General features: G+C 73.7%; 2 protein-coding genes. Both read right to left on the reverse strand.

Going from position 1 to position 13,763, the window contains the following annotated elements; genetic code table 11:
• Positions 1 to 77: 77 nt before the first annotated feature.
• The gene (locus tag ACFV57_RS05970; RefSeq protein ID WP_385226165.1) at positions 78 to 296 is read right to left on the reverse strand and encodes an MbtH family protein; all 219 of its coding nucleotides are present in this window, start codon (positions 294 to 296) and stop codon (positions 78 to 80) included.
• A 79-nt stretch (positions 297 to 375) separates the two neighbouring features.
• On the reverse strand, positions 376 to 13,701 hold the full coding sequence (locus tag ACFV57_RS05975) for an amino acid adenylation domain-containing protein (protein WP_385226167.1): 13,326 nt from the start codon (positions 13,699 to 13,701) through the stop codon (positions 376 to 378).
• Between the last annotated feature and the right edge of the window lie 62 nt (positions 13,702 to 13,763).

Genomic DNA, 13,763 nt, shown 5'->3' on the forward strand with positions numbered 1-13,763 from the left:
CTTCGCCGGAGGGGTGGTGACCGGGGGCGCCGCGCGCGGCGGGCGCCCCCGTGGCTGCTGCGCTGTGCGGGCGCCGCTCAGGACCCGGCGCCCGCCATGGCCTGGGCCAGGCTCGCGGGCCGCATGTCGGTCCAGTGCTCCTCGACGTAGGCGAGGCAGGCGTCGCGGGTGTCCGCGGTCTTGGCGACGGTCCAGCCGTCGGGGACCTCGATGGACGCGGGCCAAAGGGAGTGCTGGGCTTCGTCGTTGACCAGGACGAGGTAGACGGCGTCCGGGTTCTCGAACGGGTTGGTCATGTCGGTCCTCACTCTTTCTCGGTGGTCGGGCGGCGCCGGCGGTGGCGCCGCCCGGTCGTGCGTACGGGGGCGGTGGGGGTCAGGGCCGTGGCATCCGGCGCAGGGCGGGCCGTTTGGCCGCCGTCTTCGGCGCGGCCGCCAGGCGTCCGGCCAGTCCGGCGACGGTCGGTGCCTCGAAGACGGTGCCGATGGCGACCTCGGCGCCCAGCGCGCCGCGGATGCGGCTGACGAGGCGGGTGGCGAGCAGGGAGTGCCCGCCGAGGTCGAAGAAGCTGTCGTCGATGCCGACGCGGTCGACGCCCAGCACCTCGGCGAACAGGCCGCAGAGGGTGGTCTCCTGCTCGGTGCGGGGCTTGCGGCTGCCTGCTGTGGTGGCGTACTCGGGTATGGGCAGAGCCTTGCGGTCCAGCTTCCCGTTGGGCGTCAGCGGCAGCCGGTCCAGAACCATCACCGCCGACGGGACCATGTACTCCGGCAGGCGCTCCACGAGACGCGCGCGGGCGGCCTTGACCACCGCGCCGATGCCGCGGGCCGCGACCGGGTTGTTGGTCCACGGGCCGCCGGTGGCGGCGGGCACGTACACGCCCGAGAGGACCGCGTGCTCCGCGTCCGCCGGGAGGATCAGCGCGTCGAACAGGGCCACCGACCTCGACGACCAGGTGGGGACCACGTACAGCCCGTGTTTCCGGCCCCGCTCCACCAGCTCCTGCGGATCGACGGCCGTACCGCCGAAGTCCCCGGCGGCCAGCCCGTCCAGCGCCCGTTCGGCCGTCACCTCGGCGACCAGCCGCGCACTGGGAATTCCGGTGATCCGCACCGGCCCGTCCGCGACCGGGACCGCCGTCAGGTCCAGCTCCGGGCTCCACGCCACCCGCCGCGCCCCGGCCACGTCCACGACCTGCCCGGGGGCCTTGTGCAGCACGACCTCGTAGCGGTGCCGGGTCAGTTCGTTGTGGTACGCGCCGGGCTTGAGGCGGATGTCCAGCGCGCCCACCCGCGCGTCGCGCGCCGCCAGTTCCGCGAAGAACTCCGGGGCCGTCACCAGCTCCTTCTCCAGCAGCACGGCACGGTCCACCACCGCACGTGCCGACGCCCCGCGCCCCGGCCGCACGGCCGCGTGCAGGGCTCGCAACGACCCCGCGTGCCGCACGTCGCCGATGACCAGACGGCCGCCCGGCGCCAGCAGTCCCAGCGCCCGGTCGACGACCCGGGCCAGATAGGCGTCGTCCGGGAAGTACTGGATCACCGAGTTGATCAGCACGGTGTCGAACGTGCCGGCCGGCAGGCCCTCGGTCACGTCGGCGGCCTGGCGGCGCAGCCGCACCCGGCCGTCGAGGCCCGCGGCCCGCACCTGGCCGGTCAGCCGCTCGATGACGGCGCCGGACAGGTCGGTGCCCCAGTACTCCTCCACGTGCTCGGCCAAGTGCCCCATGAGCAGGCCCGATCCGACGCCGATCTCCAGGACGCGCCGGGCGCCCAGGCCGCGAACCCGCGCCACGATCGCGTCGCGCCAGGCCCGCATCTCGTCCAGCGGAATCGGCTCGCCGGTGTAGGAGCTGTCCCAGCCGGAGAAGTCCTCGCCGAGAGCGAAGGCCTCGGCGCCCGGCCCGGAGTACACCGAGTCGTAGATCTCCCGCCACTCCCCCACCTGCGCGTCGATGCCGGACGCGGTCTCCTCGACGACGCCCGCCACCGCGGCGGCCGCCGGGTCGGGGACCACGTAGGCGGCGAGGCGCTGGTCGCCGGGGGTGTCCTCGCGGGCCAGGACGACGGCCTGGCGTACGCCTTCCGAAGCGGTCAGCAGCGACTCGATCTCGCCCGGCTCGATACGGAAGCCGCGGACCTTGACCTGCTCGTCCGCGCGACCCGCGTACTCCAGCTGCCCATCGGCACGCCACCGCGCAAGGTCACCGGTGCGGTACATCCGCACACCCGGCTCGAACGGCGACGCCACGAAGCGCTCCGCCGTCAGCCCGGCACGGTTCGCGTACCCGCGGGCCAGGCCCGCGCCCGACGCGTACAGCTCACCGACCACGCCCACCGGCACCGGTCGCAGTCCGGCGTCCAGCACATACGCCCTGGTGTTCGTGACCGGACGGCCGATCGGCACCACGTCGGCGGTGAACGTGTCGCTCATGGACACACAGACCGTGGACTCCGTCGGCCCGTACGCGTTGACGACCTTGCGGCCGCCGGCCGACCACCGGGCCACCAGCTCGGGCGGCGCGGCCTCGGCGCCCACGACCAGGCAGGCGAAGTCCGTCAGCGCGGCTGCTGCGCCCGCGGGCAGGGTGGCCACCACCGACGGCGGGATCAGCGCGTGGGTGATGCGCCGGTCGGCGAGGACGCCCGACAGCGGCTCGCCCACCAGGCGGCCGCCCTCGGGGACCACCAGCGTGGCGCCCGCGGCGAAGGCGACGACCAGTTCCCATACGGCCGCGTCGAAGCTGGGCGAGGCGAACTGGAGGACGCGGCTGTCCGCTGACACACCCAGTCGCTCCAACTGGGTGTGCGCCAGGCTCGCCACGCCCCGGTGGGTGACCACCACGCCCTTGGGCAGGCCGGTGGAGCCGGAGGTGTAGATGACGTAGGCCGGGCTGTCCGGGGAGACGGGCACGCCCGGGTCGGTGTCCGGGTAGCCGGACAGGTCCTGGCGCAGTGCCGCCTCGTCGAGGACGAGGACCGGCGCGGCGTCGGCCAGCATGTAGCGGCGGCGCTCCTCCGGGTAGTCCGGGTCCACCGGTACGTACGCGCCGCCGGCCCTCAGCACGGCGAGGACCGCCACCACCAGGCCGGCGGACCGGGGCAGCAACACCCCGACCGGCTTCTCCGGGCCCACGCCCTGTGCCCTGAGCCGGTGCGCCAGCCGGTTCACCCGCGCGTCCAGCTCCCCGTACGACAGCGAGAGGTCATCGGCGACCAGGGCCACCGCGTCCGCGTCCCGGCGGGCGTGCTCGGCGACGAACCCGGCGAGGGTCGTGCCGGGCACGGCGGCGGCCGTCCGGTTCCATCCGGACACCACCTGCTCGTGCTCGGCGCCGGACAGCAGTTCCAGCTGCCCGACGGTGCGCTTCGGGTCGGCCGTGACCTGCTCCAGCAGCCGCACCCAGCGGTCGAGCAGCCCCTCGACCGTGGACCGGTCGAAGAGGTCGGTCGCGTACTCGACGGTGGCGGTCACGCCCTGCTCGCCGCTGCTCTCGTCGAGGCTGAGCAGCATGTCGAAGCGCGACCTGCCGATGCCGACGGGCTCCGGGCGCACCCGCAGCCCGGGGAGTTCGAAGTCGCTCTTGGGCGTGTTCTGGAGGACCAGCGCGACCTGGAAGAGCGGGTGGTAGGCGGTGGAGCGCCGCGGGTTGAGCACTTCCACCAGATGCTCGAACGGCACGTCCTGGTGCGCGTACGCGGCGAGGCTCGACTCCCGCACGCGGCCGAGCAGTTCCTCGAAACTCGGGTCCCCGGACGTGTCCGTACGCAGCACGAACGTATTGACGAACAACCCCACCAGGTCGTCCAGCGCTTCATCCGTACGGCCCGCCACCCCACTGCCCAGCGCGATGTCCGTCCCCGCGCCGAGACGCGTCAGCAGCGCCGCCATACCCGCCTGGAGCACCATGAACACCGTCGCGTTCGAGCGGCGGGCCAGTGCCACCAGCCGCTGGTGCAGCTCCGCGGACAGCTCGTAGTCGAGGTGGGTGCCCTCGTAGGAGGCCACGGCCGGACGCGGCCGGTCGGCGGGGAACGTCACCTGCTCCGGCGCGCCCGCCAGCTGCCGCCGCCAGTATCCGACCTGCTGGGTGTAGATGCTCTCCGGGTCGCTCTCGTCGCCGAGCAGTTCGCGCTGCCACAGCGTGTAGTCCGCGTACTGCACCGGCAGCCGCTCCCATTGCGGGGCGGCGCCGCGTGCCCGCTCGGTGTAGGCGGTCACGAAGTCCCGTGCGATCGGGCCCATCGACCAGCCGTCGCCCGCGATGTGGTGGACGAGCAGGAGCAGGACGCCGACCTGCGGGCCGGTGCGGAACAGCCAGGCGCGGACCGGTATCTCCGCCGCGAGGTCGAACCCGTACGCGGCGGCCGCGCCGAGGGCGGCCGGCAGCTCCGCCTCGGTGAGCGTGCGGCTCTCCCACGTGAAGTCCGCCTCGGCCGCGTCCAGCACCCGCTGGTACGGCTCGCCGCCGGTCTCCGGAAAGACCGTGCGCAGCGACTCGTGCCGCCCGGTCACGTCCCGCAGCGCGGCGCGGAGCGCGTCGGCGTCCATGTCGCCGGTCAGGCGCAGCGCCAGCGGCATGTTGTACGTCGCGGAGCGGCCCTCCAGCTGGTGCAGGAACCACAGGCGGCGCTGCGCGAAGGACAGCGGCACCCGCTCGGGGCGCGGCATCGGGGCCAGGGCCGTACGGGTGCGGCCGTGGCCGGTGAGGCGGGCCGCGAGCCCGGCGACGGTGGGCGCCTCGAAGACCGCGGCGATCGGCACCTCGGCGCCGAGGCTGCCGCGGATGCGGCTGACCAGGCGGGTGGTGAGCAGCGAGTGCCCGCCCAGGTCGAAGAAGCTGTCGTCGATACCGACCCGGCCCACGCCCAGCACCTCGGCGAACAGGCCGCACAGGACCTCTTCCTGCGGGGTGCGCGGGGCACGGCCGCCCGGGGTGGCGGCGTACTCCGGCACGGGCAGCGCCTTGCGGTCCAGCTTCCCGTTCGGCGTCAGCGGCAGCCGGTCCAGAACCATCACCGCCGACGGAACCATGTACTCCGGCAGGCGCTCCGCCAGGCGCGCACGGGCCGCGTCGACGACGGCGCCGATGCCCTTGGCGGCCACCGGGTTGTTCGTCCACGGTCCGCCCGACACGGCGGGCACGTACACGCCCGACAGGACGGCCGTGTCCGCGTCGCCGGGGAGGACCACGGCGTCGAAGAGGCCCGTCGACCGCGCCGACCAGGTGGGTATCAGCCGCAGGCCCAACTCCCGGCCCCGCGCGGCCAGGGCCTCCGGGTCGACCGCGGTGCCGGCCGCGAGGGCTTCGGCGTCGAGGCCGTCGAGGGCCCGCTCGGCCGCCGCCTCGCCCACCAGGCGCGCGTTGGGAATCCCGGTGAGGCGCAGCGGCCCGTCCGAGAGCGGCAGCGCGCCCAGGTCCAGATCGGGGGTCCATGCCACCGGCCGGGCCGCGGACAGGTCGGTGACCCGCTCGGGCGCCTTGTGCAGTACGACTTCGTAGCGGTGCCGGGTCAGTTCGTTGTGGTACGCGCCGGGCTTCAGGCGGATGTCCAGCGCGCCGATCCGGGCGTCGTCCGCCGCGAGCCCGTCGAAGAACTCGGGCGCCACGACCAGTTCCTTCTCCAGCAGCACGGCCCGGTCGACCACCGCACGTGCCGCCGTGCCCCGCCCGGAGTGCACCGCGGCCCGCAGGGCCCGCAGCGAACCGGCGTGCCGCACGTCGCCGATGACCAGACGGCCACCGGGCGCGAGCAGGTCCAGCGCCTGGTCGATCACGCGGGCCAGGTACTCCCCGTCGGGGAAGTACTGCACCACGGAGTTGATCAGCACGGTGTCGAAGTGACCGGCCGGAAGGCCGTCCACGTCGTCCGCGGCCTGGGCACGCAGCCGTACGCGGCCGTCCAACCCCACCTGCGCCACCTGCGCCCGCAGCCGCCCGACGACCGCGGCCGACAGGTCCGTACCCCAGTACTCGTCCACGTCCGGCGCGAGGTGCGCCATCAGCAGACCGGACCCGACGCCGATCTCCAGCACCCGCGAGCCGCCGAAGTCCCGCACCCGGTCCACGACCGCGTCCCGCCACGCCCTCATCTCGCTCAGCGGAATCGGCTCACCCGTGTACGAGCTGTCCCAGCCGGAGAAATCCTCACCGAAGCCCACGCCCCTGGTGCCGGTCTCGGCGTACACCGAGTCGTAGATCTCCCGCCACTCCTCGACCTGCGCATCCGCGTCCACGCCGGTACCGGCGCGCGCGGCCACGTCCAGGTCGGGCACGACGTACGCGGCCAGCCGCTGGTCACCCGGGACGTCCTCGCGGGCCACCACCACGGCCTGCCGTACGCCCTCGGAGGCCGTCAGCAGCGACTCGATCTCGCCGGGCTCGATGCGGTAGCCGCGCAGCTTCACCTGCTCGTCGGCACGTCCGGCGAACTCCAGCTGCCCGTCGGCGCGGCGGCGCACCAGGTCGCCGGTCCTGTACATCCGCGCGCCCGGTACGAAGGGACAGGCGACGAACCGCTCCGCGGTCAGCCCCGCGCGCCGTACGTATCCGCGCGCCACCTGGGCGCCCGTGACGTACAGCTCGCCCACGACGCCCACCGGCACCGGACGCAGGCCCGCGTCCAGCACGAAGAGCCGGGTGTTCCAGGTGGGCCGGCCGATCGGCACGGCATGGCCGTCGGCGTCCTCGCCGGTCCAGGCGGCGGAGGCGACCTGGATGGTCATCTCCGTGGGGCCGTAGAGGTTGAACAGTTCGCTGTTCCACGCCGTGCTGATGCGCGCGGCCAGGTCGCAGCGCAGCGCCTCGCCGCTGGACCAGATGCGGCTGACGGCGTGCGCGGCGGGCGGCTCGGGCAGGTTGGCCAGCAGGGACGGCGGGAACTGGGCGACGGTGACGCCGTTCTCCGCGAGGTGCGCGACCAGCCGCTGCGGGTCGCGGATCACGTCGGCGGGCGCCACGCTGATCGCCGCGCCGGACAGCAGCGGGAACCAGATCTCCAGGCCCACCGAGTCGAACCGCACCGACGTGCGGAACAGCACCACGTCTTCGGGGCCCACCGGATAGGCGTCCTGCATCCACTGGAGGTTGTTGACCAGGCCGCGGTGCTCGACGAGGACGCCCTTGGGGCGGCCGGTGGAGCCGGACGTGTAGATGACGTACAGGGGGCCGGCGGGGTCCAGCGGTGCGGTGCGCTCGCCGTCCGTCACGTCGGCCGCGGCGTGCCGTGCGACCGCCGCCGCGGTCTCCGCGTCGTCGAGGACGACGGCGGGGATGCCCGCTGCGGCGGTGTCCAGGCCGCTGTCCCGGGCGACGAGCGCGAGCTCGGGCCGGGCGTCGCGCAGCGTGGTCAGCAGCCGCTCGGCCGGGTCGTCGGGGTCGAGCGGCAGGTAGGCGCCGCCCGCCTTGAGGACGCCGAGGAGGGCCACGACCGTCTCCGCCGAACGGGGCAGGGCGACCGCGACCAGCCGCTCGGGGCCGACGCCGAGGCCGATGAGGTGGCGGGCGAGCCGGTTGGCCCGCGCGTTCAGTTCGGCGTACGTCAGCGTGGTGTCGCCGAAGAGCACGGCGGTGGCCTCGGGCGACCGCGCCACCTGTGCTTCGACCAGGTCGACCAGGGTGCCCGGGACGACGTCGGCGGCGGTGTCGTTCCAGTCCGCCAGCTGCTGCCGCTCCGGCCCGGTGAGCAGGTCCGCCTGGCTGATCAGCCGCTCGGGAGCGGTGAGCGCCTGCTCCAGCAGGCGTATCCAGCGGGCCACGACGCCCTCGACGGTGGACCGGTCGAAGAGGTCGGTGGCGTACTCGACCAGCGTCTCGATGCCGGCCGGGTTGCCTGCCGCGTCGTACCGCTCGGTGAGCGAGAGCAGCATGTCGAAGCGCGAGGTGCCCGCGTCCACCTCCTCCATCCTCACCCGCAGGCCGGGCAGGGTGAAGTCCCCCTGGCCGGTGTTCTGGAGGACCAGCGCGACCTGGAAGAGGGGGTGGTAGGCGGTGGAGCGCTGCGGGTTGAGCACTTCCACCAGATGCTCGAACGGCACGTCCTGGTGCGCGTACGCGGCGAGGCTCGACTCCCGTACGCGGCCGAGCAGTTCATCGAAACTCGGGTCCCCGGACGTGTCCGTGCGCAGCACGAACGTGTTGACGAACAGCCCGACGAGATCGTCCAGCGCTTCGTCCGTACGACCGGCGACCCCACTGCCCAGCGCGATGTCCGTCCCCGCGCCGAGACGCGTCAGCAGCGCCGCCATACCCGCCTGGAGGGCCATGAACACCGTGGCGCCCGAGGCGCGGGACAGGTCCGCCAGCCGCTGGTGCAGCGCGGCGTCGATGGTGAACTCCGCGTAGGAGCCCTCGTACGAGGCCACGGCCGGACGCGGCCGGTCGGCGGGGAAGGTCACCTGCTCCGGCAGGCCGGCCAGCTGGGAGCGCCAGTAGGCGACCTGGCGGCTGAACAGGCTGTCCGGGTCGGCCTCGTCGCCGAGCAGCTCGCGCTGCCACAGCGTGTAGTCCGCGTACTGCACCGGCAGCTCCGGCCACTGCGGGGCCGTGCCCTGCACGCGGGCGGTGTACGCGGCGACCACGTCGCGGGCCAGCGGGCCCATGGACCAGCCGTCGCCCGCGATGTGGTGGAGCAGGAGCAGCAGCACGCTGTCCCGCGCCCCGGCCGGGCCGGTCGGGCCGGTTTCGAAGAGCCAGGCGCGGACCGGCGGTTCGGCGGCCAGGTCGAAGCCGTACCGGGCGGCTTCCTCCATCGCCGGCGGCAGGTCCGCCGCGGCGACCGTGCGGCGCTCCCAGACGAGGCCCGCCTCGGCCGGGTCCAGCACGCGCTGGTACGGCGCACCGTCGGTCTCCGGGAAGACCGTGCGCAGCGACTCGTGCCGCGCCACCACATCGCGCAGGGCCGCGTGCAGCGCCTCCGTGTCCACGGTGCCGGTCAGGCGCAGGGCCAGCGGCATGTTGTACGTGGCGGACGGGCCCTCCAGCTTGTGCAGGAACCACAGGCGGCGCTGGGCGGACGACAGCGGCACCCGTTCGGGGCGCGGGGCGCGGGCCAGTGCCGTACGGGTCCGCCCGCCGGGGGCCAGCCGTGGCACCAGTTCGGCGACGGTCGGCGCCTCGAACACGTCCTTGATCGGCAGTTCGGTGCCGAGGACGCTGCGGATGCGGCTGACGAGGCGGGTGGCGAGCAGGGAGTGCCCGCCGAGTTCGAAGAAGCTGTCGTCGATACCGACGCGGTCCACTCCCAGCACCTCGGCGTAGAGGCCGCAGAGGACCTCTTCCTGCGGGGTACGGGGCTTGCGGCCGTCCGCCGTGGTGGCGTACTCGGGTACGGGCAGAGCCTTACGGTCCAGCTTCCCGTTGGGTGTCAGCGGCAGCCGGTCCAGAACCATCACCGCCGACGGAACCATGTACTCCGGCAGGCGCTCCACGAGACGCGCGCGGGCGGCCTTGACCACCGCGCCGATGCCGCGGGCCGCGACCGGGTTGTTGGTCCAGGGGCCGCCGGTGGCGGCGGGCACGTACACGCCTGAAAGCGCCGCGCCTTCCGCGTCCGCCGGGAGGATCAGCGCGTCGAACAGGGCCACCGACCGCGACGACCAGGTGGGCACGATCCGGAGCCCGTGCTCACGTCCCAGGGCGACGAGGTCTTCCGGATCGACGGCCGGGGCTCCGAAGTCCTCGGCGTCCAGGCCGTCCAGCGCCCGCTCCATGGCCGCCTCGGCCACCAGGCGCGCGTTGGGTATGCCGGTGAGGCGCAGCGGGCCTTCGGGGAGCTGTCCGAGGTCGAGGCCGGCGGTCCAGGCCGTCCGCCGGGCGCCGGACAGGTCCACGACCTGCGCGGGTGCCTTGTGGAGCACGACTTCGTAGCGGTGCCGGGTCAGTTCGTTGTGGTACGCGCCGGGCTTCAGGCGGATGTCCAGCGCGCCGATCCGGGCGTCGCCCGCCGCGAGCCCGTCGAAGAACTCGGGGGCGGCGACGAGTTCCTTCTCCAGCAGCACGGCCCGGTCCACGGCGGCCCGCGCCGAAGCCCCGCGACCGGCGTGGACGGCCGCGTGCAGCGTGCGCAGCGAACCGGCGTGCCGGACGTCGCCGATGACCAGACGGCCACCGGGGGCCAGCAGCCCCAGCGCCTGGTCGATCACGCGGGCCAGGTACTCCCCGTCGGGGAAGTACTGCACCACGGAGTTGATCAGCACGGTGTCGAAGTGACCGGCCGGGAGGCCGTCCACATCGTCCGCGGCCTGAGCGCGCAGCCGGACGCGGTCGCTCAGGCCCGCCTGCGCCACCTGCGCCGACAGCCGCTCGATCACCGCGGCCGACAGGTCCGTACCCCAGTACTCGTCCACGTCCGGCGCCAGGTGCGCCATCAGCAGACCGGCACCCAAACCGACCTCCAGCACCCGCGCGCCGCCGAACTCCCGCACCCGGTCCACGACCGCGTCCCGCCACGCCCGCATCTCGCTCAGCGGAATCGGCTCACCCGTGTACGAGCTGTCCCAGCCGGAGAAATCCTCACCGAAACCGATGCCCCTGGTGCCGGTCTCGGCATAGACCCCGTCGTAGATCTCCCGCCACTCCTCGACCTGCGCGTCCGCCCCTACGGCGCCGGCCCGCACCGCCGCGCCCAGATCCGGTACGACATACGCGGCCAGCCGCTGGTCACCCGGGGTGTCCTCGCGGGCCACCACCACGGCCTGCCGTACGCCCTCGGAGGCCGTCAGCAGCGACTCGATCTCGCCGGGCTCGACACGGAAACCACGGACCTTGACCTGCTCGTCCGCCCGCCCCAGATACTCCAACTGCCCATCGGCACGCCACCGCGCCAGATCCCCGGTGCGATACATCCGCACACCCGGCTCGAACGGCGACGCCACGAACCGCTCCGCCGTCAGCCCGGCCCGGTTCGCATACCCCCGCGCCAGCCCCGCACCCGACACATACAGCTCACCAGCCACACCCACCGGCACCGGCCGCAACACCGCATCCAGCACATACGCCCGAGTGTTGCTCACGGGACGGCCGATCGGCGCGACCGTCTCATCGATCGCATCGCTCATCGAGACACAGACCGTCGACTCCGTCGGCCCGTACGCGTTCACGACCTCCCGGCCCCCCACGGCCCACCGGGCTATCAGCTCCGGCGGCACCGCCTCCCCCGCCAGCGCCACCGCCTTCAGCTCCGGCAACCCGCTCTCGGCACCAGCAGGCAGCGCCCCCAGCACCGACGGCGGCAACGTCACATGCGACACACGCTGCTCGGCCAACACCGCCTGCAACGCCTCACCCACCAGACGGCCCTCCTCCGGCACCACCAGCGTGGCACCAGACGAGAACGCCATCACCAGCTCCCACCACGCCGCATCGAAACTCGGCGACGCGAACTGGAGCACCCGGCTGTCCGCCGTCACCCCGAACCGCTCGATCTGCGCATGCGCCAGGCTCGCCACACCCCGGTGGGAGACCACCACGCCCTTGGGCAGGCCGGTGGAGCCGGAGGTGTAGATCACGTACGCGGGGTGGTCCAGCTCCACGCGCACACCCGGGTCGATGTCCGGGAAGCCAGACAGGTCCTGCCCCAGCGCCGCTTCGTCCAGCACCAGCACCGGCGCCGCGTCGGCCAGCATGTAGCGGCGGCGCTCCTGCGGGTACTCCGGGTCCACCGGTACGTACGCGCCACCGGCCTTGTGGACGGCGAGGACCGCCACCACCATCTCCACCGAGCGCGGCAGCATCACCCCCACCAGCTGCTCCGGACCCACACCCTGACCGATCAGCCAGTGCGCCAGCCGGTTCGCCCGCGCGTCCAGCTCCCCGTAGGTGATCGTCCGGTCCCCTGCCGCGAGGGCCACCGCGTCCGGAGTGCGGCGGGCGTGGGCGGTGAACTCCTCGGTCAGCGTCACGGCGGGCACCTCGACGGCGGTGCCGCTCCAGCCGGTCAGCAGCGTCTCGCGCTCGGCGCCGGACAGCAGTTCCAGCCCGCCGATCCGCAGCGACGGGTCGGCCGTCACCTGCTCCAGCAGCCGGACCCAGCGGGCCAGCAGGCCTTCGACCGTGTCGCGGTCGAACAGCTCGGTGGCGTACTCGACGACGGTCTCGATGCCCGAGGTCCCGTGTACGTCCTCGTGCCGTTCGAACATCTCCACGAGCATGTCGAACCGGGAGGTGGCCGTGGAGACGAACTCGCCGCGCACGTCGAGGTCCGGCAGCCGGAAGGACTCCTCCGGCGTGTTCTGGAGGACCATCGCCACCTGGAACAGCGGGTGGTGGGAGCCGGAGCGGTGCGGGTTGAAGAGTTCCACCAGGTGCTCGAAGGGCACGTCCTGGTGCTCGTACGCGGCGAGGCTGGTCTCGCGGACCCGGCCGAGCAGTTCCTCGAACGTCGGGTCGCCGGAGGTGTCCGTGCGCAGGACGAAGGTGTTCACGAAGAGGCCGACGAGGTCTTCGAGGGCTTCGTCCGCGCGGCCGGCGACGCCGTTGCCGAGGGGGATGTCGGTGCCCGCGCCGAGGCGGGTGAGCAGGGCCGCCATGCCGGCCTGGAGCACCATGAAGACGGTGGTGTTCGACCGGCGGGCCAGGTCGACCAGGCGCTGGTGCAGGGCGCCGTCGAGGGTGAACTCCAGGTGGGCGCCGTCGTAGGAGGCCACCGCGGGGCGCGGGCGGTCGGTGGGGAAGCTCACCAGGTCGGGCAGGCCGTCCAGCTGCTCGCGCCAGTAGCCGACCTGGCGGCTGACGAGGCTGTCGGTATCGGTCTCGTCGCCGAGCAGTTCGCGCTGCCACAGGGTGTAGTCGGCGTACTGGACGGGCAGCGTGGACCACTGCGGCGCGGTGCCGTCCACGCGGGCGGTGTACGCGGCCAGGACGTCCCGGGCCAGGGGCGCGAGCGACCAGCCGTCGCCCGCGATGTGGTGGAGCAGCAGTTGCAGCACGCTCTCGCTGTCGGTCCCGGTGTCGGTCCCGGCGTGGGGCCCCCTGTCGGTCCCGGTGTGGGGCCCGGTGCCGGGCTCGCCGTCGGACAGCTCGAACAGCCAGGCGCGTACCGGGATCTCGGTGGCGAGGTCGAAGCCGTAGCGGGCCGACTCGTCCAGGGCCGCGGGCAGCGCGTCCGCCGTCACCCGCCGGTGTTCCCAGGCGAAGTCCGCTTCGGCCGCGTCCAGGATCAGCTGCCGCGGCTCGCCGTCGGCCTCGGGGAAGACCGTGCGCAACGTCTCGTGCCGGGCCGTCACGTCGCGCAGCGCGGCGCGCAGGGCCGCCGTGTCCACCTTGCCCTTCAGGCGCAGCGTCAGCGGCATGTTGTACGTCGCCGAGGGGCCCTCCAGCTTGTGCAGGAACCACAGCCGGCGCTGCGCGAACGACAGGGGCAGCCGCTCGGGGCGTGTCATCGGGGCCAGTGCCGCGCGCCGGTCGCCGTCGCCGTCGCCCGCCTCGGCGCCGAGGCGGCGGGCCAGCGCGGCGGGGGTCGGGTGCTCGAACACGTCCTTGATCGGGGGCTCGGCGCCCAGCACGCCGCGGATGCGGACCAGCAGCCGGATCGCGGACAGCGAGTGCCCGCCGAGTGCGAAGAAGTCGTCGTGCGGGCCGACCGCGGGCACGCCCAGCACCTCGGCGAAGAGAGCGCGCAGCGTCTCCTCGCGCGACCCGGCCGGCCCGCCGGCCGCTCCGGGAGCGGTCGGGTCCGGTGTCGACGATGGCGTGGCGTCCAACTTCTCGCTCGCTTTCCTGGCGTTCTCACGTCCTCACGGCGGCCGCGCGGTTGCGCACGACG

This window comes from Streptomyces sp. NPDC059788 (genome assembly GCF_042732265.1).
Classification (GTDB): domain Bacteria; phylum Actinomycetota; class Actinomycetes; order Streptomycetales; family Streptomycetaceae; genus Streptomyces.

What these genes read in the sequence shown, in the direction of transcription:
- ACFV57_RS05970 (WP_385226165.1), bottom strand. Translation starts at nt 296, where the DNA reads ATGACCAACCCGTTCGAGAACCCGGACGCCGTCTACCTCGTCCTGGTC.